Raw genomic sequence first — 26,348 nt, 5'->3', positions numbered from 1 at the left:
AGCGGCCGCTACGAAATCTGATACGGTCCTTTCTGTAGCGACCACTATCGAAAGGGGGCGCGCCATGGGCGTGCTCAAGGGGAAGACGGCACTGGTCACGGGCGGCAGCCGGGGCATCGGGCGGGCCATCGCTCAGCGCCTGGCCCGCGACGGAGCACTGGTCGCGGTGGGCTACGGGTCCAACGAGGCGGCGGCCAAGGAGACCGTGGGGGCCATCGAGGCGGCCGGGGGCCGCGCCTTCGCGGTCGGGGCGGAGCTCGCCGTCCCGGGCGGCGCAGAGGCCCTCTGGGCGGCGTACGCCGCCCATCCGCTGGCCACCGAAGAGGTCGACGTACTGGTGAACAACGCGGGCGGGGCCACCTTCGCCGGGATCGGCGCCACCGACGAGGAGACGTACGACCGGGCGCACGCGCTCAACGCGAAGGCGCCGTTCTTCGTGATCCGGCACGGCCTGGAGCGGCTGCGGGACGGCGGCCGGATCGTGAACGTGACCGGCACCCCGGACATCGCCCTGCCCGCGATCCTCGCGACGGTCATGGCCAAGGGCGCGGTGAACGCGCTGACGGTCTCCCTTGCCGCCGAGCTCGCGCCCCGGAACATCACGGTGAACTCGGTGGGTCCCGGCATCGTGGAGACCGACCTGAACGCCGCCTGGCTCGCGGACCCGGCGGCCCGCGCGCACGCCGCCTCCCGCTCCGTCTTCGACCGGCTCGGCACCCCGCAGGAGGTCGCGGACGTGGTCGCCTTCCTGGCCTCCCCGGACTCCCGCTGGGTCACGGGCCAGCACCTCCCCGTCACGGGCGGGCTCCAGCTCTCGCTGCTTTAGGGGACGCCCGCCGCCCCCGGCCCGGGAGGCCGGGGCGGCGGATCCGGCCCACCATGGAGTGTGCGCGAAGACCCGGCAACGGGGCCTCGCCTCTGCTAGATTGGTCTATACCACAATGTCACACTCCAGATCGGCAGGCCCCGCGTGGAAGTTGTCATCGTCCCGGACGCCAAGGCAGGCGGCGAACTCATCGCGGAGGCCATGGCCGCCCTGGTCCGCCGCAAGCCCGACGCCCTGCTCGGCGTGGCGACCGGCTCCACGCCGCTGCCCATCTACGAGGCGCTCGCCGCCAAGGTGAAGGCCGGTCTGGTCGACGCCTCCAGGGCCCGCGTCTGCCAGCTCGACGAGTACGTCGGCCTGCCGGCCGGGCACCCGGAGTCCTACCGCGCCGTCGTCCTGCGCGAGGTCGTGGAGCCGCTGGGCCTGTCCGAGGACTCCTTCATGGGCCCGGACGGTTCGGCCGAGGACATCGTCGGCGCCTGCGACGCCTACGACCGCGCGCTCGCGGCCGCCGGCGGCGTGGACCTCCAGCTCCTCGGCATCGGCACGGACGGGCACATCGGCTTCAACGAGCCCTGCTCCTCGCTCGCCTCCCGCACCCGCATCAAGACGCTGACGGAGCAGACCCGCGTGGACAACGCGCGCTTCTTCGACAACGACATAGACCAGGTGCCCCACCACGTCATCACCCAGGGCATCGGCACCATCCTCGACGCCCGCCACCTGGTCCTGCTGGCCACCGGCGAGGGCAAGGCGGAGGCCGTCGCGCAGACCGTCGAGGGCCCGCTGTCCGCGCTCGTGCCGGCCTCGGCGCTCCAGCTGCACCGCCACGCCACGGTGATCGTGGACGAGGCCGCCGCGTCCAAGCTGAAGCTCGCGGACTACTTCCGCCACGCCTTCACCAACAAGCCCGCCTGGCAGGGTCTGTAAGCCGTACCGGTACGCGAAGAAGGGCCGGACTCCCCCTGCGGGAGTCCGGCCCTTCTTCGCGTGCCGGTACGCACAACGCCGGCGGGGCTGGATCTTCCAGCCCCGCCGGCGTTTGGCGGGCCGGGGTCCGGAGCGGAGCTCCGGCAGCCGGCCCGCAGGGGTCCACTACACCCCCGCGATCACCTCGGCGGCGGCCCTGCCGCACACCCGGGCGGCGCCGTGCGTCGCGATGTGCAGCGCGCCGCGGGGCTCGGCCCGCGGCAGGCCCATCTCGACCACGATCGTCTCCGGCCGCGCCGCGACGAGCGCGTCCAGGGCCTCGGTCATCCAGGGGTGCCGGTGCGCGTCGCGGACCACCGCGACGACGGTGCGGTTCCCCGCGGCGGCCAGGACCTCGGCCGCGGTCGAACCCTGCGGGTACACGCCCGACTCGGTGCCCGGGATCAGCGCGGATACCTCCCCGGCCACCCCCCACGGGGTCTCGTCGCCGACGGCGATGTTCGCCACCGGGCTGAGCGTGGCGATGTACGGGGCGTTCACCGGGGCGGCCGCCTGGGGCGAACCCGTCACGACCACCGCGCGGCGGGCCGCCGCCAGTCCGATGCCGGGCGCGCTGCTCCCCTCCGGCCGCGCCCCCCGGCGGACCTGGCGGGTCCACTCGGCCAGTGAGCGGACCCGGGCGGCGGCCTCGGCGAGGCGCTCCTCCGGGAGCGAGCCCTCGCGGACGGCCGTGACCAGCGCGTCGCGCAGGCGCAGGACCGTGGCCTCGTCGGCGAGCCCGCCGCCGACGCAGATGGCGTCGGCGCCGGCCGCGATGGCCAGCACCGAGCCGCGCTCGATCCCGTACGTCCCGGCGATGGCGTGCATCTCCATGCCGTCGGTGACGATGAGCCCCTCGTAGCCGAGCTCCTTGCGCAGCAGACCGGTCAGGATCTGCGGGCTGAGGGTGGCCGGGCGGGTCGGGTCCAGGGCGGGCACCAGGATGTGGGCGCTCATGACGGCCTTCGTGCCGGCCTCGATGGCGGCCCGGAAGGGTACGAGCTCCCGCGCGGCCAGGGTGTCGAGGTCCACGTCGATGCGCGGCAGCGCGTGGTGCGAGTCGACGTTGGTGTCGCCGTGGCCCGGGAAGTGCTTGGTGCAGGCGGCGACGCCGGCGGCCTGGAGGCCTTCGACGTACGCGGCGGTGTGCCGGGCGGTGAGGTGGGTGTCGGCGCCGAAGGACCGTACGCCGATGACCGGGTTGTCCGGGTTGGAGTTGACGTCCGCGGACGGGGCCCAGTTGAGGTTGACCCCGCACTCGGCGAGCCGGCGGCCCAGCTCGCGGGCGACGTCGCGGGTCAGGTCCACGTCGTCCACGGCGCCGAGGGCCAGGTTGCCGGGGAAGGAGGAGCCGCCCCGGACCTCCAGGCGGGTGACGTCGCCGCCCTCCTCGTCGATGGCGACGAGGACGTCGTCCCGCTCGGTACGCAGCTGCGCGGTCAGCGCGGCGAGCTGCTCGGGCGAGGTGATGTTGCGGCCGAAGAGGCCGACGGCGGTGAGGCCTTCGGCGACCTGGCGCCGCAGCCAGGCGGGGGCGGTGGTGCCCTCGAAGCCGGGCTGGAGGACCGCGAGGGCGTCCCGGGTGAGGTCGTCGTTCGAATCGGACGCAGTTGTGCGGTGCGCAAGGACAGTCATGGGCCGTTATCCCTTCACGGCGCCGGCGGTCATGCCGCCGACGGCCTTGCGCTGGAGGAAGACGAAGATGAGCAGGACCGGGACCGCGAAGAGCGAGGAAGCGGCCATGGTGGCGCCCCAGTCGTTGCCGAAGGCCGTCTGGAACTGGGTGAGCCACAGCGGCAGGGTCTGCGCGGTCTTGTCCTTGTGCAGGATCAGGACCATCGCGAACTCGTTCCAGGCCGTGATGAAGCCGAAGAGCGAGGTGGACATCAGGCCGGGGGCCAGCAGCGGGAAGATCACCTTGCGGAAGGCCTGGCCGCGGGTGCAGCCGTCGATCTGGGCGGCTTCCTCCAGGGTCACCGGGACCGCGGCGATGAAGCCGCGCAGGGTCCAGATGGTGAAGGGAAGAACCATCACGAAGTAGATCGCGGTCAGCACGCCGAGGTTGTTCAGCATCTCGGCGTCGCGGACGATCATGTACATCGCGATGACCATGACCTCCCAGGGCGCCATCTGGGCCAGCATCACGGCGAGCACGAGGCCCTTGCGGCCCTTGAACTTCATCCGGGCGATGGCGAAGCTCGCGGCGAGGGCGACGAGCAGGGCCAGGGCGACGGCGCCGACGGTGACGATCAGGCTGTTCGTGACGTAGGTCCAGAACAGGTCGACGCCGGTGGCCTTGGTGAAGTTGTCCAGCGTCGGGGTGAAGACGAAGACGGGGTCCTTGGACAGGATCTCGCTGGACGGCTTGAGCGCCGAGGAGAACATCCAGTAGACGGGGAAGATGAAGACGACGGCCAGGAGCAGGGCGCCGAGGTTCTTGGCGACGGCGCCGGGGCGGACCGGCCGGCGGTTGCGCGCCTGTGCGGGCTTCGCGGACGGCGCGGACGTCGCGGGCTTCGGGGCGGTGGTGGTGGTCACTGCTCCTCCTCCTGCTTCAGGATCAGACGGAAGTAGAAGGACATGACGATCACGAGCATCAGGATCGTCAGGACGGAGATCGCCGCGGCCAGGCCGTAGTGGAACTGGCTCTGACCCTCCACGTAGGCGAAGACGGGCAGGATCTCGGAGCCGCGGTCGGGACCGCCGGCCTTCATCGCGTACACCTGGGTGAAGGCCTTGAAGACCCAGATCACCTCGAGGAACGTGGTGACGAGGAAGAACGACTTCAGGTTCGGGAAGACGACCTTCCAGAAGGTCTGCCAGCCGTTGGCGCCGTCCATCCGGGCGGCCTCGTACAGTTCGCCGCTGACCGTGGTCAGACCGGCGTACATGTTGAGGGCCACGAAGGGGATCGAGCCCCAGACCACCAGGACCGTCACGATCACGAGGGTGGAGAAGCCGGTGCTGAACCAGTTGTGCTGGTCGTAGCCGGAGAAGCCGAGCGTGCGCATCAGCCAGTTCATGACGCCGAACTGCTCGTCGAACAGCCACTGGAAGACGGTCACGGAGGCGACGATCGGCATGGCCCAGGCCATCACCAGCGCCATCGACAGGACCAGGCGCATCCATTTGCCGAGCTTGTTCAGCAGGATGCCTATGAGGCTGCCGATGATCATGATCAGCGCGACGTTGGCCGCGGTGAAGGCGAAGCTTCGGACCACCACGGTCCAGAACTGCGAGTCGCTCAGCAGCTGGGTGTAGTTGTCCAGGCCGGCGAACGGCGCCTTCCGCTGGATGAACTCGACCTTGTCGACCGTCTGGAACGACAGGATGATGTTCTTGATCAGCGGATACAGCAGCAGGCCCGCCATGCTGAGCACGGCCGGCCCGACCAGGAGGTAGGGCCACCACCCTGCGGGGAGCGACTTTCTGCCCCCGCGAGGAGACTTGGACGCTGCCCCGGCTCCGGCGGGCGGCGGCGTCTTGGCCACCCCGACGGACTTCTGTGGTGCGTCCTGTGGAGCGGAGGTCGCCGCTCCCTGGGAGTGCACGGTCATGTCTGGCTTCCTCGCGGTTGACTGTGGCGACCCGCACCCGCTTCCCCGCTCGGAGCAGGCGGCGCTTACTTCTGTCAATGCGCGACCGGGGGCGCGGCGGGCGCTCGGGCGCCCGCCGCACCCCCCGGTGCGATCACTGCTGGTACTGCGTACTTCAGGTGGTGCCGGGTGTTACTTGTTGATGCGGTTCGCGATCTCGGTGTCCGCGTCCGCGCCGGCCTTGGCCGGGTCGGTGCCGTTCAGGACCTTGGTCATGAAGTCCTTGATCGGGTTGGGCTCGGTCTCGACGTTCGCCCAGCCCGGGGTCACCGGGGTGATCTTGCCGTTGGCGCCGGCCTTGGCCATGGCCTCGGCGAAGGAGCCCGCCGGCGGAGCGAAGTTCGCGCCCACCTGGTTCGGGAGCAGCGCGCCCTTGGTCTCGGCGGCGTACTTGGTCATCTGGTCCTTGCCTGCGGCGAGGGCCAGCCACTCCTTGGCGAGGTCCTTGTTCTTGGAACGCTCGGCGATCGCCAGGTTCGAGCCACCGAGGAAGACGGTGCCCGGCTTGTCGGCGGTCTTGCCCGGGATCGGGAAGTAACCGAAGTCGGCTTCCTTGCCCGCGTCCTTCAGCGCCTTCTCCGCGCCGCCGGCCTCCCAGCCGAGACCGATCCAGGACGAGACGCCGCCCTTGGGAACGATGTCGGTGGACTGCTGCGGGGTCGCCTCGTCCTTGTCCTTCGGGGCCGTGGAGAAGGACTGGAGCTTCTTGTAGAAGTCCATCGCGGAAGCGGCCTGGGGGGTGGCGAGGCCACCCTTCCACTTGGCGCCGTCCTTGGTGGCGAGGTCGCCGCCCTCGTCCCAGATGAAGCCCGCGAGGACGTACCAGCTCTGACCGGGCAGGTAGATCGGCTGCGACTTCGGGTCGGCCGCCTTCAGCTTCTCCAGACCGGCGACCCACTCGTCGCGGGTGGTCGGCGGGGTGACGCCGGCCTTCGCGTAGGCCTTCTTGTCGTAGACCACGACGCGGTTGGCCGCGTACCACGGAGCGGAGTACAGCTTGCCGTCGATCTCCGCCGAGGCCAGCATGCCCTTCGCCCAGGCGTCCGCGCCGAGCTTCGCCTTGTCCTTCGTCAGCTCGGCGAGGCCGCCGGTGACCGCGTAACCGGCGGTCTGGGTGTTACCGAGCTCCAGGACGTCCGGCGGGGTGTCCTCGGAGAGGGCCGTGGTGACCTTCTCCTGGATGCCCTTCCACTGCTGCGTCTCGACCTTGACCGTGACGCCGGGGTGCTTGGCCGAGAACTCGGCGTTGACCGCGTCGATCCAGGCCTTCGGCGCGGAGCCGTCCATCACCCAGACGGTGATCTCCTTGGGGCCCGCGTCGGCCTTGGCCTTGCCGTCGTCGCCGTTGCCGCACGCCGCGACTCCGGCCATCATTCCAACGACACTGACCGCCACGATGAGCTTGCGCTTCACGCCACCCTCCTCAGGGATGCTGCCTGCAACTTCCCTTGCCCGCCGCGGTGACTCAAAAAGCACCAAGTACTGCCCGTGGGGCCGGGATCCGATCCATATTGGTGTAGACCAGTAGCTGGAGCTTGGCCTAGACCTTTAGGGGTGTCAAGGGTCTAATGAGCGGGTGCTCGGTCCGTTATCGGACCGACACCTGGGGGAGGGAGGAGGCCCGCCCTCCCTCCCGTGTCACGATGTGACCGCACATATCGGAGGAGCCGGTGACGGCAACGAAACTGGAGTCGGGAAGGCGGGCGGCGATGGCCACCGAAGGGGCGATCACGGAGCCGGACAGCGGGGCGGCCACCCGCACGGCACGCGTGCCCAAGTACTACCGGCTCAAGCGCCACTTGCTCGATATGACCGAAACCCTTCCACCCGGCACACCGGTGCCGCCCGAGCGCACGCTCGCGGCGGAGTTCGACACCTCGCGGACCACGGTCCGGCAGGCTCTCCAGGAGCTCGTCGTAGAGGGCCGACTGGAACGGATCCAGGGCAAAGGAACCTTCGTCGCCAAGCCGAAGGTCTCCCAGCCGCTCCAACTCTCCTCTTACACGGAGGACATGAGGGCCCAGGGCCTGGAGCCGACCTCCCAGCTCCTGGACATCGGCTACGTGACGGCCGACGACACCCTCGCCGGTCTGCTCAAGATCGCCACCGGCGGCCGGGTCCTGCGCATCGAGCGGCTCCGCCTGGCCAGCGGGGAGCCGATGGCCATCGAGACCACGCACCTGTCGGCCAAGCGCTTCCCCGCGCTGCGCCGTTCGCTGGTCAAGTACACCTCCCTCTACACCGCTCTCGCCGAGGTGTACGACGTGCGCCTCGCCGAAGCGGAGGAGACCATCGAGACCTCGCTGGCCACCCCCCGGGAGGCCGGGCTGCTCGGCACGGACGTCGGCCTGCCGATGCTGCTGCTTTCACGCCATTCGCTGGACACCGACGGGGAGCCCGTCGAGTGGGTGCGTTCCGTATACCGCGGCGATCGTTACAAGTTCGTCGCCCGACTCCAGCGTCCCGCCGTCTGATTCGTAGTTGACTCTCGTTCCGCTATACGGACGGGGGGTTACGTCCAGCGGGCGGTCCCCCGTAGATTCCCTGCGCCGCTTACGCAGATGATCAACGAGGGGACGAGGATCATGACGGAACCAGGTCCGGAAGAAACACAGCCGGAAGCAACACGGTCGGTACGGGACGCGGCGAGTCCGGGCACCACGCCGGACTCGCCTTCTCCATCAGGGGGCATGTCTCCCAAGGCCGTGGCCGTGTGGGTGCTGGTCGGGCTCGTGGGGGCCATCGGCTGGGGCGTGCTGGCGCTCTCGCGCGGCGAGGAGATCTCGGCCGCCTGGCTGCTCGCCGCCGCGCTGGGCTCGTACGCGATCGGCTACCGCTTCTACGCGCGCTTCGTCGCGAACCGCGTACTGAAGGTGGACAAGACCCGCGCCACCCCCGCCGAACGCCTTGACAACGGTGTCGACTTCCACCCGACCGACCGGCGCGTGCTTTTCGGCCACCACTTCGCCGCCATCGCCGGCGCCGGACCGCTCGTGGGTCCCGTGCTCGCCTCGCAGATGGGCTACCTGCCCGGCACCATCTGGATCGTCGTGGGCGTGATCTTCGCGGGCGCCGTCCAGGACATGGTCACGCTCTTCTTCTCCACCCGGCGCAACGGCCGTTCGCTCGGCCAGATGGCCCGGGACGAGATCGGCCCGGTCGGCGGCGCCGCCGCGCTGATCGGCGTCTTCGCCATCATGATCATCCTGCTGGCCGTGCTGGCCCTGGTGATCGTCAACGCGCTGGCGCACTCCCCGTGGGGCGTCTTCTCCATCGGCATGACCATCCCGATCGCCCTCTTCATGGGCTTCTACCTGCGCGTCCTGCGCCCGGGCAAGGTCACCGAGGTCTCCGTCGTCGGTGTGGCGCTGCTGCTGCTCGCCATCGTCGCGGGCGGCTGGGTCGCCGAGTCCTCGCTGGCGGACTTCTTCACCCTGGAGAAGGAGACGCTGGTCCTCTGGATGATCGCCTACGGGTTCGTGGCGTCCGTCCTGCCGGTGTGGATGCTGCTCGCCCCGCGCGACTACCTCTCCACCTTCATGAAGGTGGGCACCATCGGGCTGCTCGCCTTGGGCGTGGTCATCGCCATGCCGACGCTGAAGATGCCCGCGATCACCGAATTCGCCTCGCGCGGCGACGGCCCGGTCTTCGCCGGCTCGATGTTCCCGTTCGTCTTCATCACCATCGCCTGCGGAGCCCTGTCCGGCTTCCACTCGCTGGTCTCCTCGGGCACCACCCCGAAGATGATCCAGAAGGAGACCCAGGTCCGGGTCATCGGCTACGGCGCGATGCTGACCGAGTCCTTCGTCGCCGTCATGGCGATCATCGCGGCCTGCATCATCGACCCCGGCCTGTACTTCGCCATCAACTCCCCCGGCGGGGTCGTCGGCGCCACCGTCGAGACGGCCTCGCAGGCCGTCACGAACTTCGGCTTCGCCATCTCCCCCGAAGCCCTCGCGCAGGCCGCGAAGGACGTGGAGGAGACCAGCCTGCTGTCCCGTACGGGCGGCGCTCCGACCTTCGCACTCGGAATGTCGGAGATCTTCTCGGCCGTCATCGGCGGCTCCTCGATGAAGGCCTTCTGGTACCACTTCGCGATCATGTTCGAGGCCCTGTTCATCCTGACGACGGTCGACGCGGGTACCCGCGTGGGCCGCTTCATGCTCCAGGACACCCTCGGCAACGTGCACAAGTCCTTCAAGGACGTCAGCTGGAAGCCGGGCGTCTGGTTCGCCAGTGCGGTCGTCGTCGGCGGCTGGGGCTACTTCCTGTGGGTCGGCGTCAAGGACCCGCTGGGCGGCATCAACCAGCTCTTCCCGCTGTTCGGCATCGCGAACCAGCTGCTCGCGGCGGTCGCCCTGGCCGTCTGCACCACCCTGCTGATCAAGTCCGGCCGGCTCAAGTGGGCCTGGGTGACGGGCGTTCCGCTGGCCTGGGACCTGGCCGTCACGCTCACCGCCAGCTACCAGAAGATCTTCTCGGACAACCCGAAGATCGGCTTCTTCGCGCAGCGGGACGTCTACCAGGACGGGATCGACGCGGGCAAGGTGCTCAAGCCCGCCAAGAACATGGACGAGATGCACACCGTGGTCACCAACGCCACGGTGGACGGCGTCCTGTCGGTCTTCTTCGCCCTGCTGATCATCATCGTGCTCGTGGACGCGGCCCGGACCTGCTTCAAGGCCATCCGCAAGCCCGAGTCGGTCACCATGGTCGAGGTCCCGTGGACCGAGTCCAAGCTCGTCGCCCCGGCCGGTCTCATCCCCACCGCCGAGGAGCGGGCCGAGCTCGCCGCGGCCGGACTCGACTCGGGCGGAGGCCGCGTGAAGGAGCCGGTCGCGTGACGCGCCTGCGCCACGCGCTGGGCCGGGCCCGGTTCTTCGTACGGGAGTTCTCGGGCGAGGCGGCCTACGACCACTACGTCGCCCACGCCCGCACGCACGACCCGGACGCGCCGGTCCAGTCGCGCCGGGCCTTCGAACGGGCCCGTACGGACGCCCGCGAGGGCGACCCGCGCGAAGGGTTCCGCTGCTGCTGAACCGCCGGGCCCCCGGGGCCGCCGCGTCCGCCGTCCACCCGACGGAACGCGGCGGCCCCTCCTCTTTCCCTGGCGCACACTCGATGCCATGGACATCATCATCAGGACGGCGGCGGCCGCCGAATACGAAGAGCTCGGCGAGATCACCGCGCGGGCCTACCTCGACGACGGACTGCTGGACTTCACCGAGGACGACCCCTACCTGAACCGGCTGCGCGACGTCGCCGGCCGGGCCCCCGACGGCGAGGTGCTCGTCGCGGAGTACGAGGGCACGCTGCTCGGCGGTGTGACCTTCGCCCCTCCCGGCAGCCCGCTGTGCGATATCGCGGGCCCCGGCGAGGCGGAGTTCCGGATGCTGGCCGTCTCCGCGGCGGCCCGCGGCCGCGGCGCGGGCGAGGCCCTCGTACGGGCCTGCGTGAGCCGCGCCCGGGAGCTGGAGGGCGTGGGCCACCTGGTGCTGTCGACCACGGAGAAGATGCTCGGGGCGCACCGGATCTACGACCGGCTGGGCTTCGTACGGACGCCGGAGCGGGACTGGTACCCGGTCCCGGGCCTCCCGCTGCTCACGTACCGACTGGAGCTCTAGCGGCGCACCGCATCCGAGGATCGACACAACATGTGGGGGCTACCGCAAGCACCGGCCCCCACATGTATGCTCGTGCTCGCTGTCGTCGCAGGGGAATCCGGTGAGAATCCGGAACTGTCCCGCAACGGTATGAAATGCACCGACTCGATCGGCGCATCCGCAAGTCCGAGGACCTGTCGACAGTGCTCCCGGTTCGACCGAACCGGGTGCAGACACGTCCGGGCCTCGCGGTTGGGCCGGTGGACGCCACGTGGCGCATGCGCACAGCCCTGCCAGGCACGCGCTCCCCCACGTGCGCCCCCTCGCGCCCCGCACCAAAGGTGTTCCCGGAGCCGAGCGAGGGAGAGCTCCCCCCGTGACCATCGCGCCTTCCGCACCGCGCGCCGCGTCCGACCCGTCCGCCCACGAGGGACCGGGGGCCGCGCTCCTGCGCACGCTCACCGAGCTGACCGCCGACCTGCCCGACACCGACCCCGGCCGGGTCGCTGCCGCCGCGCTGCGCGGCCGCAGCGCCGCCGCCGACGAGGCGGAGCTCCGTACGCTCGCCACCGAGGCGGCCGCCGGGCTGATCTCCGAGGACCCGGCGTACTCCCGCCTCGCCGCCCGCCTGCTGACGCTGGCCGTCCGCGACGAGGCCGCCGGCCAGGGCTCCACCTCCTTCTCCGGCTCCGTCGAGGTCGGCCACCGCGAGGGCCTGATCGCCGACCGCACCGCCGACTTCGTACGCCTGCACGCGAACCGGCTCGACGCGCTGGTCGGGCACGCGCTCGCCGAGGGCGCCGACGACCGCTTCGGCTTCTTCGGCCTGCGCACCCTGCACAGCCGCTACCTGCTGCGCCACCCGATCACCCGCCAGGTCATCGAGACCCCGCAGTACTTCATGCTCCGCGTGGCCTGCGGCCTCGCGGAGAACGACAGTGTCCAGGCCGTCGAGGAAGTGGCCTCGCTCTACCGGCTGATGAGCCGCCTGGACTACCTGCCCTCCTCCCCCACCCTCTTCAACTCCGGCACCCGGCACCCGCAGATGTCCTCCTGCTACCTGCTGGACTCCCCGCTGGACGAGCTCGACTCGATCTACGACCGCTACCACCAGGTCGCGCGCCTGTCCAAGCACGCCGGCGGCATCGGCCTCTCGTACTCCCGCATCCGCGCCCGCGGTTCGCTGATCCGCGGCACGAACGGCCACTCCAACGGCATCGTGCCGTTCCTGAAGACCCTCGACGCCTCCGTCGCCGCCGTGAACCAGGGCGGCCGCCGCAAGGGCGCCGCCGCGGTCTACCTGGAGACCTGGCACGCCGACATCGAGGAGTTCCTGGAGCTCCGCGACAACACCGGCGAGGACCAGCGCCGCACGCACAACCTGAACCTGGCGCACTGGGTGCCGGACGAGTTCATGCGCCGGGTGAACGCCGACGCCGACTGGTCGCTGTTCTCCCCGGCCGACGTCCCCGAGCTGGTGGACCTGTGGGGCGACGAGTTCGACGCCGCCTACCGCAAGGCCGAGGAGGCCGGCCTGGCCCGCAAGTCCATGCCCGCCCGCGACCTGTACGGCCGGATGATGCGCACCCTCGCGCAGACCGGCCAGGGCTGGATGACCTTCAAGGACGCCTCCAACCGCACGGCGAACCAGACCGCCGAGCCGGGCACCGTCGTCCACTCCTCGAACCTCTGCACCGAGATCATCGAGGTCACCAACGACGGCGAGACGGCCGTCTGCAACCTCGGCTCGGTCAACCTCGGCGCGTTCGTCGTGAACGGGGAGATCGACTGGGAGCGCCTGGACGAGACCGTCCGCACCGCGGTCACCTTCCTGGACCGCGTCGTGGACATCAACTTCTACCCGACCGAGCAGGCCGGCCGTTCCAACGCCCGCTGGCGCCCGGTGGGCCTGGGCGCGATGGGCCTCCAGGACGTCTTCTTCCAGCTGAAGCTGCCCTTCGACTCCCCCGAGGCGAAGGCCCTGTCCACGAAGCTCTCCGAGCGCATCATGCTCGCGGCGTACGAGGCCTCCTGCGACCTGGCCGAGCGCAGCGGCCCGCTGCCCGCGTGGGAGCGGACCCGTACGGCCCGCGGGGTCCTGCACCCCGACCACTACGACGTGGAACTGAACTGGCCGGAGCGCTGGGACGCGCTGCGCGCCCGGGTCGCGACGTCCGGGATGCGCAACTCCCTGCTCCTCGCCATCGCCCCGACGGCGACCATCGCCTCCATCGCGGGCGTGTACGAGTGCATCGAGCCGCAGGTCTCCAACCTCTTCAAGCGCGAGACCCTGAGCGGTGAGTTCCTCCAGGTCAACGGCTACCTGGTGCAGGAGCTCAAGCGGCTCGGCGTCTGGGACGCCCAGACCCGCGAGGCGCTGCGCGAGTCCTCCGGCTCGGTCCAGGGCTTCGGCTGGATCCCGGCGGAGGTGCGCGACCTGTACCGCACGGCGTGGGAGATCCCGCAGCGCGGCCTGATCGACATGGCGGCCGCGCGCACCCCCTTCCTGGACCAGTCGCAGTCGCTGAACCTGTTCCTGGAGACGCCCACCATCGGCAAGCTCAGCTCGATGTACGCGTACGCCTGGAAGCAGGGGCTGAAGACCACGTACTACCTGCGCTCGCGCCCGGCGACGAAGATCGCCCGCGCCGCGTCCGGCTCCGCCGTCCCGGCCGCCGCCACCCCGCTCCCGCAGGCCGTCGACGCCGACGCGCTGGCCTGCTCCCTTGAGAACCCCGAGTCCTGCGAGGCCTGCCAGTAATGAGCTCCACCGACACCACCAAGAACCTCCTGGACCCGGGCTTCGAGCTCACGCTCCGCCCGATGCGCTACCCGGACTTCTACGAGCGCTACCGGGACGCGATCAAGAACACCTGGACCGTCGAGGAGGTCGACCTCCACTCGGACGTCGCGGACCTCGCGAAGCTGACGCCCTCCGAGCAGCACATGATCGGCCGGCTGGTCGCGTTCTTCGCGACGGGCGACTCGATCGTCTCGAACAACCTGGTCCTCACCCTCTACAAGCACATCAACTCCCCGGAGGCGCGCCTGTACCTGTCGCGCCAGCTGTTCGAGGAGGCCGTGCACGTCCAGTTCTACCTGACGCTGCTCGATACCTACCTGCCCGACCCGGACGACCGCGCGGCCGCCTTCGACGCGGTCGAGGAGATCCCCTCGATCCGCGAGAAGGCGCAGTTCTGCTTCCGCTGGATGGACTCGGTGGAGAAGATCGACCGCCTGGAGACGGCCTCCGACCGGCGCCGCTTCCTGCTGAACCTGATCTGCTTCGCGGCGTGCATCGAGGGCCTGTTCTTCTACGGGGCCTTCGCGTACGTGTACTGGTTCCGCTCGCGCGGCCTGCTGCACGGCCTGGCGACGGGCACCAACTGGGTGTTCCGCGACGAGAGCGCCCACATGAGCTTCGCCTTCGAGGTGATCGACACCGTCCGCAAGGAGGAGCCGGAGCTCTTCGACGACGCGCTCCAGCAGCAGGTCGTCGACATGCTGAAGGAGGCCGTGGAGGCGGAGCTGCAGTTCGGCCGCGACCTGTGCGGTGACGGCCTGCCGGGCATGAACACCGAGTCGATGCGCGAGTACCTGGAGTGCGTCGCGGACCAGCGCCTGGTCCGCCTCGGCTTCCCGGCCGTCTACGGCTCGCAGAACCCGTTCACCTTCATGGAGCTCCAGGGCGTCCAGGAACTGACGAACTTCTTCGAGCGCCGCCCGTCGGCCTACCAGGTCGCGGTCGAGGGCACGGTCGACCTCGACGAGGACTTCTAGGCCCGAGGCGATCCGCCCCGCTTTCACGCACCCCTTCACGCGCCCGGCCGGGTCACCGGCCGGGCGCGTGGCGTACGGCGACGCGGGATGCGTGGGGGCGGGTCCGCTCGCGGCGGGTCCGGGTCCGGGTCCCGGTCCGCGGGGTGCTCGGTTGCCGCTCGGCCGCGCGGATCTGCCGGTCCAGGCGGCGCTCGCGCGCGGCTCCGTAGAGGGCGGGGCCCATGAGGAGGGCGGCGGCGGTCAGGACGACGAGGTAGTCGAGGAAGGTGTTCATGACTCCACTCTCGCCAGGACGGCCGAAACCCGACAGTGGCAGGACTGTCATGGAAGAGCGAATTACTGCCACACTGAGGTCATGGTGAAGCCTTCCTCCCTCAGCAACGTGGCCGTGGCCGTGGTGAACGGGGTCACCCCCTTCGAGATGGGCATCTTCTGCGAGGTCTTCGGGATCGACCGCAGCGGCATGGGCCTGCCGACCTACGATTTCGCCGTCTGCGCGATGGAGGAGAACCCGATCACCGTCGGCGACGGCCACTACAGCCTCACGCTCCCCCACGGGCCCGAGCGGCTGGAGGAGGCGGATCTGATCTGCCTGCCCGCCGACCGCGAGGCCCCCACCCGCGTGTACCCGGAGCCGCTCCTGGAGGCCCTGCGGCGGGCCGTGGACCGGGGTGCGCGGGTGCTGAGCGTGTGCAGCGGGGCCTTCATGCTCGGCGCGGCCGGGCTGCTCGACGACAAGCGCTGCACCACGCACTGGATGCACGCCCCGGCCCTGGCCCGCCGCTTCCCGCGGGCCAGGGTCGACCCGGACGTGCTGTACGTGGACGAGGGCCAGGTGATCACCTCGGCCGGCACCGCCTCGGGGATCGACGCCTGCCTGCACCTCGTCCGGCAGGAGCAGGGCGCCGAGGTGGCCAACACCATCGCCCGTCGGATGGTCGTACCGCCGCACCGGGACGGCGGGCAGGCGCAGTACATCCAGCGCCCGCTGCCCCGCACCTCCTCCTGCGACACGGTGGGCGAGGTGATCGGCTGGATGGCCCGCCACCTGGAGGAGGAGATCACGGTCGAGCAGCTCGCGGAGCGGGCCCACATGTCCGCGCGGACCTTCGCCCGGCGCTTCCTGCAGGAGACGGGGACCACCCCGTACCAGTGGGTGCTGCGCCAGCGGGTCCTGCTGGCGCAGGAACTGCTGGAGGCCACCGACGAGACGGTGGACGCGATCGCCGGGCGCTGCGGGTTCGGCACGGCGGCCGCTCTGCGCCACCACTTCCTGCGGACGCTGAGCACCACCCCGAACGCCTTCCGCCGCACGTTCCGGGGCCCGGCCGCGGCCTGACGGTCCGCCGGCGGCGCGGAGCACGGGGAACTCCGAGGACTCCCCGACCTTGATCGTTTTCGATAAGGTTGGGAGGTTCTGACTCCACAGGGGGCCCTCATGACGCGCCGCGGCGACTTCGGCTGGGACTGGTGCCCGCCCACCACGTGAAAGGCGCCCCGCTCCTGACCGGAGCGGGGCGCCTTTCGCCTGCGGGAGCCGGGGCTACGCGTTCGGAACCGTCTCGTAGCGCGGGGTGCCCTCTTCCATCTGCCGCAGCGCGTCCTTGCGGTCCCGCTTGGAGAGCCGGTCGATGTACAGGTAGCCGTACAGGTGATCCGTCTCGTGCTGGAGGCAGCGCGCGAAGTAACCGGTGCCGCGCACCTTGATCGGGTTGCCCTGCGCGTCCTGGCCGGTCACCTCGGCGTAGTCCGGGCGGGCCAGCGAGGCGTAGGCGGTGGGGACCGACAGGCAGCCCTCGTTCGAGTCGTCCAGGATGCGGGCGGCGGCCGGCAGCTCGACGAGCTTCGGGTTGATCACCACGCCCGTGTGGCGGTTGCCGTCGTCGTCCGGGCAGTCGTAGACGAAGACCTTGGCGTCGACGCCGATCTGGTTCGCGGCGAGGCCCACGCCCTCGGCGGCCTTCTGGCTGGCGAACATGTCGTCGATCAGCTGCGCCAGCTCGTCGCCGAACTCGGTGACGTCCTTGCACTCCCGGTGCAGGACCGGGTTGCCGACCACCGTGATCGGACGGGCGGTGCCGCGCTCGCGGTGGGCGAGCTCGCGCGCCTCACAGTCCTCGGTGTCCACGACGTACCCGTCGTTCACGCTCTCGACAACGTCGTTCTCCTGCTGCGCCATGTCCGCCGTACGCCTTCCGTAAGTCCACCAGTCACCGATGTGCCGGTACAGACTACGGCCCCGGCTCAGCAGACCTCTTCGAGATCCCGCCACTCCCGGGTGTCCGGACTGTCCGCGACCCAGCCGTCGAGGAGCCCGCGCACCAGGCCGGCCGGCGCCGCGATCCCGCACTCCCGCTCGGGCACCCACAGCGACCCGGACCCGCTCGTACGGTGGCCCAGCGGCCCGGGGTGACCCGGTTCGCTGTGGTCGTGCGGGTCCAGGTGCTCGCCGTCGCCCTCGCCGCTCGGCATCGCGCTCTCCGAGCAGGTCCGGCACAGCAGCCGCACCGAGGAGGACCAGTCCTCGGCGGCGAAGCCGGCGTCGGAGGCCAGCTGCTCCAGGGCGTTGCGGTCGGCCTCGGTGGCCGCCTCCAGGAGCACCACCCAGGTCGGCACCGGAGAGGGCGCCCACAGCTCGATCTCGTCGAAGACGGGGTACGAGGGTCCGGCCGCGGTGACGCGCTCGCCGTGCGGGACCCCGTCGTGCAGGACGACCTCGCCCCAGCGCCGCCCCGAGGAGGGCAGCGGGATCGACAGGACCTCCATGCGGGCCGGGTCCAGCCGGCGGCCCCAGACCACCTCGGCCTCGCCCTCGGGCGACAGCCGCACGGCCGCGCTCCCGAGCTCCATGCCGACCGGTTCGCCGTTGGCGTGGGCGCCGCCGGAGCCCGCGGCGTGCGGGTCTCCGGGCACCTTCAGCCCGTACGCCTGCCAGGCGCGGCGGGCCAGCGGCCAGTCCTGCAGCGCGGTCGCGGCGATGCCCACGTTCCACCAGTCCGGGGCACCGGTCTCCCGGTCGAGCAGGGCCACGGCCCGCAGCCCGGCGGCCCGCGCCTGCTCCCAGTCGTGGCGGAACTTGTGGAGCAGCGCCAGGTTGAACCAGGACTCGGACAGCCAGGGTTCCAGGTCCGCCGCTCTGGTCAGGAGCGCGCCCGCGTCCTCGTACCGACCGTCGCCGATCAGGGTGAACGCGCGGTCGGTGGCCTGCCGCCACGAGGCGGAGGGCCGGTGCCGTACCTTCCCGAAGATCCTCACGATTCCCGCCTGCCGGACACTCTTGCTGGGGACACTCCTGCTGCGAACACTCTTCCTGGGAACACTCTCACTGGCATCCAACCATGCCCACTCGGACGGCCGCTCATTACCCATGGGTTACCCAGGCGGGACGGGTCCGACTCTGGCACGTCCGCCCCGGGCGAGCACCCTGGCGAGGCATTCCACGATTTCCGTCTGATAGTCGTGCCCCGTCCCCAGGCGCAGCCGCTCCAGGGCCTCCAGTGAGCCGCCCGGGTGACGGGCACCGCCGACATGCCTGCTGAGGTCCTCGTACGCGTTGACCGCGCGCACGATCCGGGCGGCGACGGGCTGGTCACGGTACGGATCCGCTTGCAGCTCCACCACCACCGCGACCTCGGCCGGGACCCCCGTCTGGCGGGCCACCTCCCCGCCGAGCCCGGCGATCCGGCGGGCCTCGGCCTCGGGCAGCTCGGCGGTGGCCCCGGCCGGGACCGGGTCGACGAGGGAGAGCTGCCCGATGTCGTGCATCAGGGCGGCGTACTCCAGCACCGTGATCTCCCGCTCCGAGAGGCCCAGCTCCCGCCCCACGGCGACGCTGAGCGCGGCGACCCGGCGGGAGTGTCCGGGCCGGGTGTAGCCGGCGATCTCGGTGGCGCGGGCGAGGGAGGTGATGGTCTGGCGGTAGGTGGTGCGGATGGCGGTGATCCGGTGGAAGGACATCTGGGTCAGGAGCAACGGCACGCTGAAGACGGGCACCGCCCACAGGCCGGCGACGGCGACCCCGAGGGCCATGACCACGCCGGTGGCGCAGATCGCGGAGCCGATGCCCAGCTGGGCGCGGAGCTCGTCGCGCAGCAGCGGGGCGAACGGCCAGCCGGTCCGGGCCCCGGCGAGGACGGCGCCCAGGACGGCGTCGCACAGGGCCGTGAGCCCGAGGACGAAGACCAGGAAGAGCACGAGGTACGGGCCCTGGCCGACCCGGTGCTCCAGCTGCCCGGAGTTGTAGAGCGGCTGGAAGCAGACGGCGGCGAAGGTGACGGTGAGGACGCGGCGGGCCAGGTGGTCGAGGGCGGGGCCGCGGCCGCGCGCGATGTGCGGGACGATCCCGAGCAGCGCGGCGGCGACCACGACGGCGACGATCTGCAGGACCCCGTGGTGGGTGGGGGCTCCGGCGTTCTGCCCGAGCAGGGCGTACCCGAGCGCCCCCGCGGATCCGAGCGGCGCGGGCTGCTGGCGGGCGGCGTCGCCGCTGTCCCGGCGGGCGAGCTCGCCGATGGTGATCAGGGCGCCGAAGGCCAGCGCGATGCCCGGCTCGGCCAGCCCGTTCCACACGGTGTGCCCGACGGCGGCCACGGTCAGCACCCCGGCGGCCCCGCGCACGACGGCGACGGCCCAGCACCTCACGCGCCCGCTCCCGTCGCGGGCGCGGACGGGGCGCCGGGGCTTCCCGTCGCCCCCTGGGCGGCGGCTCCGGGCTCGGCGGCGGGCCCGGGCACGCAGTGGCAGGGGTCCCCGGATCCGGCGACGGGGGGCGGGTTCCCGGCCGGGCGGGCCTGGGGCGCGGCCCCGGCCGCGGCCGGCGAGGCTTGGGCGGGCAGTCCGGTCAGCGCCGCACCGGCGGGCACGGGCTCCCGTACGGCCCCCCGCGCCCCGGCGGCGGTGGCCTCGCCGGCGGTGGCCTCGCCGGCGCCGGCCGGGATCACCTGGAGGTCGTCGTCCGAGGTCACCTTCGGATGCCAGCCCTGCCGGCCGATCGCCTCGACCAGCGCCCGCACCATGTCCGGGTCGAACTGGGCCCCCGCGCAGCGCTCCAGCTCGGCGAGGGCGACCGGCACCGGCCGGGCCCTGCTGTACGAGCGGGTCGAGGTCATCGCGTCGAAGGCGTCGGCGACGGCCACAACCCGGGCCAGCACCGGGATCTGTTCCCCGGTCAGCCCGTACGGGTAGCCGGAGCCGTCCACCCGCTCGTGGTGGTGCAGGATCGCCGCTCGGGCCTCTCCCAGGAAACCGATGCCGCGCACCATCTCGTGTCCGTACTCGGGGTGGAGTTCGATGATCCTGCGCTCTTCGGGGGTCAGCGGTCCGTCCTTGCGCAGCAGCCGGGTCGGGACGCCGAGCTTGCCCACGTCGTGCAGGATCCCGGCGATGCGGACGACTTCGAGGCGTTCCTCGCCCATGCCCAGTTCGCGGGCGATCATCGCCGAGGCCTGTCCGACCCGCTCGCTGTGGCCGCGCGTGTAGCGGTCCTTGATGTCGACGGCCTGGACCAGCGCCCGGATGGTGGCCTGGTGGGCGGCGCGCTCGCGGTGGTACTGGGCGAAGACCCAGCAGGAGATGTACATCGGCAGCATGACGAGCAGTGCGGCCGGAAGTCCGTACGGGCTGCGCCACATGACGGCCATCATCAGCCCGGCGAGGCCGTGCACGCAGTGCGGGGCGAGGGACCGGGCCGCCAGGCCCCGCCAGGCGGTGGCGGCGGGGCGGCGTTCGGCGGCGGCCAGGATGCAGCCGTCGAGGGCGGTCAGCACCAGGCAGAAGACGACGGCCGCGGCGGCGGCGGGGAGCATCACGTAGGGGAAGTCGGCGACCCAGGCGGCCGGTCCGGCCGGTCCCGCCGCTCCGGCCGCTCCCACCGGCATCACGGTCCCGTCCGGCCCCGGCGGACCGGTACCGCCGAAGGAGCCGGTGCCCAGGGCCCCGGGTCCGCCCAGCAGACCGTAGACCTGCCCGGCGGTCCAGGCGGCTATGGACTGCTGCGCCCCGTGCCAGACGCGCCGCACTCCCGCGGGCCGGGCCGTCACGGTCCCGGCGAGTCCGCCGGGCAGGGCGACGAGGGCCGCGGCGGCAGGAGGCAGGAGGAAGACGGCGGCCAGCACCACCGGGAAGAAGGAGCCGAGGCCCTCGGGCACCCGGCGGCCCATGAGCGGGCACACCTTGACGAGTTCGCAGCCGAGGTAGAGCACGGAGAGCAGGCCGATGGAGGGCCATGGTGTGGCGGAGCCGGTGACGGCCGGGGCGACGCACGCGCAGGCCACCACGACGGCGCACACGACGTAGGCGCGCGCCAACGGCGGAAGTACCCGCATGGCGCTCTCCTCCCCCTGAGCCGTGCAAGTCAGGTACGAATCAAACCAGTACCGAATGGGGAGAATAAGTGGGGCCGGGAGCGAGGTGGGCCACATTTTCGCATTGCGCCATGCAGACGCCCCCGGATTACCACCTTTGAGTGAAGGAAGTACCCATCCGGGGGCGGCCGTTCGAGATTGTTCAATCGGGTACTACTTCATCGGCTGACTTGGCCGATTTTCATCATTCAGCCCGTCGCTGATCCCGGCATCGGCTCGGCGGCGACGGCCGGCTCGGGCGACGCGGCCGTGATGTCATGATCCGGCACGGCCTGACCCGAACGGATGAGCTCGATCCGTCCCATCACCTTCGAGCGCAGGTCGGTCGGCACGTCATCCGATCCGCAGCAGCGCTTGACCAGCTTCTTCACGGCCTGTTCCAGGCCGTACTTCTCCAGACAGGGATTGCACTCGCCGAAGTGCGCCTCGAACTTCGTGCAGTCGCTGTCGGGCATCTCCTGGTCCAGGAACTCATAAAGGTGGTCCAGGACCTCGGAGCACTCCGTCTCGTGTGCGTCTCCGCAGCTCATGAGCCCGAGCCTTTCAGGTCGTTCGACTCTCCCGCGCCCGCCGGAACGAGCCCGCGCTCACGGGCGTAGTCCTCGAGCATTCCACGGAGTTGACGGCGGCCACGGTGCAGTCGCGACATGACCGTACCGATGGGTGTACCCATGATGTCCGCGATCTCCTTGTACGCAAAGCCCTCTACGTCGGCAAGATAGACCGCGATGCGGAACTCCTCCGGAATGGCCTGGAGCGCTTCCTTCACGTCGGAATCGGGCAGGTGATCGAGAGCCTGCGACTCGGCGGAACGCAAGCCCGTCGACATGTGCGACTCGGCGCGCGCGAGCTGCCAGTCCTCGATCTCCTCGGCCGCACTGCGCTGGGGTTCGCGCTGCTTCTTGCGGTACGAGTTGATGAAGGTGTTGGTCAGAATGCGGTACAGCCACGCCTTCAGGTTGGTGCCCTCGCGGAACTGGTGGAACGACGCGTATGCCTTCGCGTACGTCTCCTGGACCAGGTCCTCGGCGTCGGCCGGATTGCGCGTCATGCGCAGGGCGGCCGAGTACATCTGGTCGAGGTAGCCGAGGGCGTCCCTCTCGAAGCGCGCATTGCGCTCCGGGGTCGTCTCCTCCGCGTGGCCTTCGTCGGTCCCGGCGACAGGACCCACCTCCTCCGACTGCGTGGCGGCTCCGAAAGCGGACCCGCTCGAATCGGAGAATAGTCGACCTTCCCGGTCGCCCGCCGCCCGAACCGAGCCGCGCTTGGGCGCGGGCAGCACTGTCCAGTCCAGGTCAGCGGCCTGCGGACGGTTCTGGCTGATGACCTGGGTCATGCGTTGCCTCTCCTCCGACGTCTTCCTTTGCGTACCGACATCCGGGACAACAGAAGGCCGCTGCGGCACATTCCCCGGCGGGGCGCGGTTTCCGGACCAAAGTCACCCCGGCGGCCGGACATGGGTCACACCGGCAGCCGGCCGAGCCACGCGGCCGCCGCCCCGGTGATCACCGCCAGGGCCTCCTCCTGCGTGGGACCGGTCCGCTTCGGCACGGCGAACCCGTGGTCCCCGCCCTCCACTTCCACCAGCTCGTACGAGGCTCCGCGCGCTCCCCGCGCCGGGAACTCCTCCGGCCGCCCGAAGGCGTCGCGGCCACCCTGGACCACCAGCGCCGGCCGCCCGGCCCCCAGCAGTTCCCCGGCCCGGGACTTCTCCGGCCGGCCCGGCGGGTGCAGCGGGAAGGCCAGCGCGAGCACCCCGGCCGCGCCCAGCTCCGCGGCGGTCCGGCAGGCCACCCGGGCCCCGGCGCTGCGGCCGCCCGCGACGACGGGCAGCCCGGGCTCCGCGAAGGCGGGCCACAGGGCGGTCCAGCCCGCGTCCAGCACCTTGGGCGCGGCGGCGACCTTCTTCCCGGCGACCCGCCAGGGCTGCTCGGCCAGCGCCACGGTGATCCCCAGGACGGGCAGGGCGGCGGCCAGGGCCCGGAGGTCCCGGGCCTCGATCCCGCCACCGGCTCCGTGGCCCAGGGCGAGCACCAGGCGGGCCCGGCCCGCCGGGGCCTCGTGCCAGGTGATGCGGGCCGCGCCCGCCGGGGTGTCGATCGTCTCGGTGCGCCCGGGGCGCTCGGCGCGCGTGCTGCTCATGCTCCGATGATGCCGGTCCGCGGCGGCCGTCGGGGTGACGCCCGGGCCGTCAGAAGAGCGTGCCCTCCTCCGGCCCGTCCAGTTCCTCCAGCAGTTCGGGGCCGTTGTTGCGGACGTTGCTCGCGGCCGTGGACACCGGATAGGCGCGCATCAGCCCGCCGGGCGGCGGCGCCAGCAGGGCCTGGAGCTCGTCGGGGTCCGTCCGCGCCGGGTCCAGCCAGGCGTCCCACCGGTCCGGGGTGAGCATCAGGGGCATCCGGGGGTGGATCTCGGCGAGCGAGCGCGGACCCTCGGCGGGGGCGACGCCGAGCGGTCCGGTCTCGGCCTCGGCGGTGATCACGGAGCAGGTGGCCCACCAGGCGAGCGGGTGCTCGTCGGGCAGGGTCCGGTCGCGCCAGAACTCGTATATCCCGGCCATGGCGAAGACGGAGCCGTCGGAGGGGAGGACGAAGTAGGGCTGCTTGCGCGCCCGCTTCTTCTTGCCCTCGACCTCCAGCCGACGCTCGTCGTGGGCGGTGACCCACTCGTAGTAGCCGTCCGCCGGGACGATGCAGCGGCGCTGCGCGAAGGGGCGGCGGAAGGAGGGCTTCTCGGCGATGGTCTCGGACCGGGCGTTGATCATCCGGGCGGCGCCGTCGGGGTTCTGCGCCCAGGACGGCACCAGCCCCCACTTGAGGACCCTCAGCTGGCGAACCGGACGCCTGCTCGGAGCGTCCTTCACAGGACGGTCGAGGACGACGTGGACCTCTTTCGTCGGAGCCACGTTCCAGTCCGGAGCCAGCACCTCCTCCGGCTCCCACCGCTCCACCCCGAAGACCTCGGCCAGCTCCTCCGGCCCACGACTGGCCGCATACCTTCCGCACATGGCTGCCACACTGCCATGTCACCCGATCGCCACCGCAAGGAGTCCGCCACCTCATGAACACGAGCACCACGGCCGGCCTGTGGGACCGGCTCACCGGCATACAGGCGGCGCCCGACCAGTGGCTGGTGATCGCGACGGGGCTGGCGGCGCTCGTGGCGGTGGGCCCCCGGCCCGTGTGGCGGCTGTCGCGCAACGCCATCACCATCGCCCACGAGGGCGGTCACGGGCTGCTGGCGCTGCTGACGGGCCGCAGCCTGGACGGGATCCGGCTGCACTCGGACACCAGCGGGGTCACGGTCAGCCGCGGCAAGCCCACCGGCCTCGGCATGGTCCTCACCGCCGCCGCCGGGTACACGGCTCCCTCGCTGCTCGGCCTCGGCGGGGCGGCCCTGCTCTCGGCGCACCGGATCACCCTGCTGCTGTGGGCGGTGACGGCCCTGCTGCTGGCGGTGCTGGTGATGATCCGCAACGCGTACGGGCTGCTGACGGTGCTGCTCACGGGCGCCACCTTCGTCCTGGTCTCCTGGCTGGCCCCGGCGGACGTGCAGGCGGTCTTCGCCTACGCCGTGGTGTGGTTCCTGCTCCTCGGCGGCGTCCGGCCGGTCTTCGAGCTGGGGGCCAAGCGCCGGGGCGGCGCGGCCCCGGACTCCGACGCGGACCAGCTCGGACGGCTCACCCACGTGCACCCGGTGGTGTGGCTCCTGCTCTTCCACGTGGTGGCGCTGTGCTCGCTCGTCGGCGGCGGCCGCTGGCTGCTCGCCCTCTGACCGACGCCTGTCCGCCCGCCGAGACTCCCCCGGTGATCAAGATCTGTGGCCATGGGAAGCCACTAAAGTGGGGGCCATGACCGAGACCCCCGCGCTCCCCGCCCTCTGGCCCGCCCCCCTCGCCGACACCGCCGTCCAGGCCACCGTCACCGTGCCCGGGTCCAAATCGGTCACCAACCGCGCCCTCGTGCTCGCCGCGCTCGCCTCCGAGCCGGGCTGGGTGCGCCGCCCGCTGCGTTCGCGCGACTCCCAGCTGATGTCCGACGCGCTGCGCGCGCTGGGCGTGGGCATCGAGGAGACGGTCTCCTCCAGCTCCGCCGGCGAGGGCCAGGCCGGTGAGGCCTGGCGGATCATCCCGACCGCGCTGCACGGACCGGCCACGGTCGACGTGGGCAACGCGGGCACGGTCATGCGCTTCCTGCCGCCCGTCGCCACCCTCGCCTCCGGCGACATCCGCTTCGACGGCGACCCGCGCTCCTACGAACGCCCCCTCGGCCAGGTCATCACGGCGCTGCGCACGCTCGGCGCCCGCATCGACGACGACGGCCGCGGGGCGCTGCCGCTGACCGTCCAGGGCGGCGGTGCCCTGGAGGGCGGGACCGTCGAGATCGACGCGACCAACTCCTCTCAGTTCGTCTCCGCGCTGCTGCTCTCCGCCCCGCGCTTCAACCAGGGCGTCGAGGTCCGGCACGTGGGCACCAACCTGCCGTCCATGCCGCACATCCGGATGACGGTGGAGATGCTGCGCGCGGCGGGGGCGCAGGTCGACACCCCCGAGTCCGGCGGCGAGAAGAACGTCTGGCGGGTCGCCCCCGGCGCCCTGCTCGGCCGCGACCTGGTCGTCGAGCCGGACCTGTCCAACGCGCAGCCCTTCATGGCGGCGGCCCTGATCACCGGCGGTACGGTCACCATCCCGGACTGGCCGCGCCGCACCACCCAGCCCGGTGACGCGCTGCGCCGGATCTTCACGGAGATGGGCGGCTCCTGCGAGCTGACGGACGCCGGCCTGGTCTTCACCGGCACCGGCAAGATCCACGGCATCGACGTGGACCTGGGCGAGGTCGGGGAGCTCACCCCGGGCATCGCGGCGGTCGCGGCGCTGGCCGACTCGGAGTCCGTGCTGCGCGGGGTGCAGCACCTGCGGATGCACGAGACCGACCGGCTGGCGGCGCTCACCAAGGAGATCAACGGGCTGGGCGGCGATGTCACGGAGACCGCGGACGGTCTGCGGATCCGGCCGCGCGCGCTGCACGGCGGCACGTTCCACACGTACGACGACCACCGGATGGCCACGGCCGGCGCGGTGATCGGCCTGGCGGTGGAGGGCGTGCTCATCGAGAACGTGGGGACGACCGCGAAGACCCTGCCGGACTTCCCGAAGATGTGGGCGGACATGCTCGCCCGGGCCGATGCGGCTCCGGCAGGCGTGGGAGCGTAG

The 26,348-nt window shown here is 71.4% G+C and carries 24 protein-coding genes and 1 riboswitch; of the genes, 11 read left to right on the top strand and 13 right to left on the bottom strand.

The window, feature by feature from the left end; translation table 11 throughout:
* Positions 1-64: 64 nt before the first annotated feature.
* Together ACIQV3_RS13435 and nagB are read left to right on the top strand one after the other, a co-directional pair.
* Positions 65-826, top strand: a complete 762-nt coding sequence (locus ACIQV3_RS13435) for an SDR family oxidoreductase (protein WP_403712537.1) — start codon at positions 65-67, stop codon at positions 824-826.
* Positions 827-970: 144 nt separating this feature from the next.
* Positions 971-1,756, top strand: a complete 786-nt coding sequence (nagB, locus tag ACIQV3_RS13430) for a glucosamine-6-phosphate deaminase (protein WP_403712536.1) — start codon at positions 971-973, stop codon at positions 1,754-1,756.
* 165 nt (positions 1,757-1,921) lie between these two features.
* Here nagB and ACIQV3_RS13425 read toward each other — a convergent pair whose 3' ends face one another.
* From ACIQV3_RS13425 to ACIQV3_RS13410, 4 genes are all read right to left on the bottom strand, one after another.
* Positions 1,922-3,430, bottom strand: coding sequence for a glycoside hydrolase family 3 protein (locus tag ACIQV3_RS13425; protein ID WP_403712535.1), 1,509 nt, complete (start codon positions 3,428-3,430; stop codon positions 1,922-1,924).
* A gap of 6 nt (positions 3,431-3,436) precedes the next feature.
* Positions 3,437-4,219 carry a carbohydrate ABC transporter permease gene (locus tag ACIQV3_RS13420; RefSeq protein ID WP_403712615.1) on the bottom strand — a complete coding sequence of 261 codons (783 nt, stop codon included), beginning with the start codon at positions 4,217-4,219 and terminating at the stop codon, positions 3,437-3,439.
* Positions 4,220-4,329: 110 nt separating this feature from the next.
* The gene (locus ACIQV3_RS13415) at positions 4,330-5,352 is read right to left on the bottom strand and encodes a carbohydrate ABC transporter permease (RefSeq protein WP_403712534.1); all 1,023 of its coding nucleotides are present in this window, start codon (positions 5,350-5,352) and stop codon (positions 4,330-4,332) included.
* 171 nt (positions 5,353-5,523) lie between these two features.
* Positions 5,524-6,804, bottom strand: a complete 1,281-nt coding sequence (locus ACIQV3_RS13410) for an extracellular solute-binding protein (protein WP_403712533.1) — start codon at positions 6,802-6,804, stop codon at positions 5,524-5,526.
* Between the two features lie 296 nt (positions 6,805-7,100).
* On the opposite strand from ACIQV3_RS13410, the gene ACIQV3_RS13405 reads away from it, so the two are divergent.
* The 6 genes from ACIQV3_RS13405 to ACIQV3_RS13380 all read left to right on the top strand — a co-directional run bounded on the left by ACIQV3_RS13405 (position 7,101) and on the right by ACIQV3_RS13380 (position 14,774).
* A complete protein-coding gene (locus ACIQV3_RS13405; protein ID WP_243336098.1) occupies positions 7,101-7,865 on the top strand; it encodes a GntR family transcriptional regulator in 765 nt (254 codons plus the stop codon).
* A 216-nt stretch (positions 7,866-8,081) separates the two neighbouring features.
* Positions 8,082-10,235: a carbon starvation CstA family protein gene (locus ACIQV3_RS13400; protein ID WP_403712532.1), complete on the top strand. Its 2,154-nt coding sequence runs from the start codon at positions 8,082-8,084 to the stop codon at positions 10,233-10,235.
* Positions 10,232-10,429 carry a YbdD/YjiX family protein gene (locus ACIQV3_RS13395; RefSeq protein ID WP_327304624.1) on the top strand — a complete coding sequence of 66 codons (198 nt, stop codon included), beginning with the start codon at positions 10,232-10,234 and terminating at the stop codon, positions 10,427-10,429. The genes ACIQV3_RS13400 and ACIQV3_RS13395 overlap by 4 nt, the downstream gene beginning before the upstream one ends.
* An 88-nt stretch (positions 10,430-10,517) precedes the next feature.
* A complete protein-coding gene (locus ACIQV3_RS13390) occupies positions 10,518-11,015 on the top strand; it encodes a GNAT family N-acetyltransferase (protein ID WP_403712531.1) in 498 nt (165 codons plus the stop codon).
* Positions 11,016-11,106: 91 nt separating this feature from the next.
* Positions 11,107-11,189, top strand: a riboswitch (cobalamin riboswitch).
* Between the two features lie 181 nt (positions 11,190-11,370).
* Positions 11,371-13,755, top strand: a complete 2,385-nt coding sequence (locus tag ACIQV3_RS13385) for a ribonucleoside-diphosphate reductase subunit alpha (RefSeq protein ID WP_403712530.1) — start codon at positions 11,371-11,373, stop codon at positions 13,753-13,755.
* The gene (locus ACIQV3_RS13380) at positions 13,755-14,774 is read left to right on the top strand and encodes a ribonucleotide-diphosphate reductase subunit beta (protein WP_403712529.1); all 1,020 of its coding nucleotides are present in this window, start codon (positions 13,755-13,757) and stop codon (positions 14,772-14,774) included. The genes ACIQV3_RS13385 and ACIQV3_RS13380 overlap by 1 nt, the downstream gene beginning before the upstream one ends.
* Before the next feature lie 52 nt (positions 14,775-14,826).
* On the opposite strand, the gene ACIQV3_RS13375 is transcribed toward ACIQV3_RS13380, so the two are convergent.
* On the bottom strand, positions 14,827-15,048 hold the full coding sequence (locus tag ACIQV3_RS13375; protein WP_403712528.1) for a hypothetical protein: 222 nt from the start codon (positions 15,046-15,048) through the stop codon (positions 14,827-14,829).
* Between the two features lie 81 nt (positions 15,049-15,129).
* Between ACIQV3_RS13375 and ACIQV3_RS13370 the strand changes: the two genes are divergently transcribed.
* Positions 15,130-16,113 (top strand): helix-turn-helix domain-containing protein, encoded by a 984-nt coding sequence (locus ACIQV3_RS13370; protein ID WP_403712527.1) that lies wholly within the window; start codon positions 15,130-15,132, stop codon positions 16,111-16,113.
* A 204-nt stretch (positions 16,114-16,317) separates the two neighbouring features.
* On the opposite strand, the gene def is transcribed toward ACIQV3_RS13370, so the two are convergent.
* The 8 genes from def to ACIQV3_RS13330 all read right to left on the bottom strand — a co-directional run bounded on the left by def (position 16,318) and on the right by ACIQV3_RS13330 (position 24,143).
* Positions 16,318-16,953 (bottom strand): peptide deformylase, encoded by a 636-nt coding sequence (gene def / locus ACIQV3_RS13365; RefSeq protein ID WP_389691486.1) that lies wholly within the window; start codon positions 16,951-16,953, stop codon positions 16,318-16,320.
* 65 nt (positions 16,954-17,018) lie between these two features.
* Complete coding sequence (locus ACIQV3_RS13360) at positions 17,019-18,029, bottom strand: tetratricopeptide repeat protein (RefSeq protein ID WP_403712526.1); 1,011 nt, start codon at positions 18,027-18,029, stop codon at positions 17,019-17,021.
* 117 nt (positions 18,030-18,146) lie between these two features.
* Positions 18,147-19,415 carry an HD-GYP domain-containing protein gene (locus tag ACIQV3_RS13355; RefSeq protein WP_403712525.1) on the bottom strand — a complete coding sequence of 423 codons (1,269 nt, stop codon included), beginning with the start codon at positions 19,413-19,415 and terminating at the stop codon, positions 18,147-18,149.
* Positions 19,412-21,097: an HD-GYP domain-containing protein gene (locus tag ACIQV3_RS13350; RefSeq protein ID WP_403712524.1), complete on the bottom strand. Its 1,686-nt coding sequence runs from the start codon at positions 21,095-21,097 to the stop codon at positions 19,412-19,414. Before ACIQV3_RS13350 ends, ACIQV3_RS13355 begins: the two co-directional genes overlap by 4 nt.
* A 227-nt stretch (positions 21,098-21,324) precedes the next feature.
* Positions 21,325-21,666 carry a mycothiol system anti-sigma-R factor gene (gene rsrA, locus ACIQV3_RS13345; protein WP_403712522.1) on the bottom strand — a complete coding sequence of 114 codons (342 nt, stop codon included), beginning with the start codon at positions 21,664-21,666 and terminating at the stop codon, positions 21,325-21,327.
* Positions 21,663-22,307, bottom strand: a complete 645-nt coding sequence (locus tag ACIQV3_RS13340; protein WP_008741505.1) for a sigma-70 family RNA polymerase sigma factor — start codon at positions 22,305-22,307, stop codon at positions 21,663-21,665. Before ACIQV3_RS13340 ends, rsrA begins: the two co-directional genes overlap by 4 nt.
* Before the next feature lie 290 nt (positions 22,308-22,597).
* A complete protein-coding gene (locus ACIQV3_RS13335; protein ID WP_403712521.1) occupies positions 22,598-23,278 on the bottom strand; it encodes an alpha/beta family hydrolase in 681 nt (226 codons plus the stop codon).
* Positions 23,279-23,327: 49 nt separating this feature from the next.
* Positions 23,328-24,143 (bottom strand): SOS response-associated peptidase, encoded by an 816-nt coding sequence (locus tag ACIQV3_RS13330; protein WP_403712520.1) that lies wholly within the window; start codon positions 24,141-24,143, stop codon positions 23,328-23,330.
* Between the two features lie 53 nt (positions 24,144-24,196).
* Between ACIQV3_RS13330 and ACIQV3_RS13325 the strand changes: the two genes are divergently transcribed.
* Positions 24,197-24,910 (top strand): M50 family metallopeptidase, encoded by a 714-nt coding sequence (locus tag ACIQV3_RS13325; protein WP_403712519.1) that lies wholly within the window; start codon positions 24,197-24,199, stop codon positions 24,908-24,910.
* A 76-nt stretch (positions 24,911-24,986) separates the two neighbouring features.
* Positions 24,987-26,348 carry a 3-phosphoshikimate 1-carboxyvinyltransferase gene (gene aroA, locus ACIQV3_RS13320; protein ID WP_403712518.1) on the top strand — a complete coding sequence of 454 codons (1,362 nt, stop codon included), beginning with the start codon at positions 24,987-24,989 and terminating at the stop codon, positions 26,346-26,348.

Source organism: Streptomyces sp. NPDC099050 (assembly GCF_044759865.1).
Classification (GTDB): domain Bacteria; phylum Actinomycetota; class Actinomycetes; order Streptomycetales; family Streptomycetaceae; genus Streptomyces.
The sequence above is the reverse complement of the archived record's forward strand: the minus strand, read 5'-3'. Positions and strand labels throughout refer to the sequence as shown.

Bases quoted from the DNA above. Each gene is read 5' to 3' on its own strand.
- ACIQV3_RS13415 (WP_403712534.1), bottom strand. From the start codon at position 5,352: ATGACCGTGCACTCCCAGGGAGCGGCGACCTCCGCTCCACAGGACGCA.
- ACIQV3_RS13325 (WP_403712519.1), top strand. From the start codon at position 24,197: ATGAACACGAGCACCACGGCCGGCCTGTGGGACCGGCTCACCGGCATA.
- ACIQV3_RS13350 (WP_403712524.1), bottom strand. From the start codon at position 21,097: ATGCGGGTACTTCCGCCGTTGGCGCGCGCCTACGTCGTGTGCGCCGTC.
- def (WP_389691486.1), bottom strand. From the start codon at position 16,953: ATGGCGCAGCAGGAGAACGACGTTGTCGAGAGCGTGAACGACGGGTAC.
- ACIQV3_RS13370 (WP_403712527.1), top strand. From the start codon at position 15,130: ATGGTGAAGCCTTCCTCCCTCAGCAACGTGGCCGTGGCCGTGGTGAAC.
- ACIQV3_RS13405 (WP_243336098.1), top strand. From the start codon at position 7,101: ATGGCCACCGAAGGGGCGATCACGGAGCCGGACAGCGGGGCGGCCACC.
- aroA (WP_403712518.1), top strand. From the start codon at position 24,987: ATGACCGAGACCCCCGCGCTCCCCGCCCTCTGGCCCGCCCCCCTCGCC.
- ACIQV3_RS13330 (WP_403712520.1), bottom strand. From the start codon at position 24,143: ATGTGCGGAAGGTATGCGGCCAGTCGTGGGCCGGAGGAGCTGGCCGAG.
- ACIQV3_RS13390 (WP_403712531.1), top strand. From the start codon at position 10,518: ATGGACATCATCATCAGGACGGCGGCGGCCGCCGAATACGAAGAGCTC.
- rsrA (WP_403712522.1), bottom strand. From the start codon at position 21,666: ATGAGCTGCGGAGACGCACACGAGACGGAGTGCTCCGAGGTCCTGGAC.
- ACIQV3_RS13380 (WP_403712529.1), top strand. From the start codon at position 13,755: ATGAGCTCCACCGACACCACCAAGAACCTCCTGGACCCGGGCTTCGAG.
- ACIQV3_RS13335 (WP_403712521.1), bottom strand. From the start codon at position 23,278: ATGAGCAGCACGCGCGCCGAGCGCCCCGGGCGCACCGAGACGATCGAC.
- ACIQV3_RS13400 (WP_403712532.1), top strand. From the start codon at position 8,082: ATGTCTCCCAAGGCCGTGGCCGTGTGGGTGCTGGTCGGGCTCGTGGGG.
- ACIQV3_RS13435 (WP_403712537.1), top strand. From the start codon at position 65: ATGGGCGTGCTCAAGGGGAAGACGGCACTGGTCACGGGCGGCAGCCGG.
- ACIQV3_RS13425 (WP_403712535.1), bottom strand. From the start codon at position 3,430: ATGACTGTCCTTGCGCACCGCACAACTGCGTCCGATTCGAACGACGAC.
- ACIQV3_RS13375 (WP_403712528.1), bottom strand. From the start codon at position 15,048: ATGAACACCTTCCTCGACTACCTCGTCGTCCTGACCGCCGCCGCCCTC.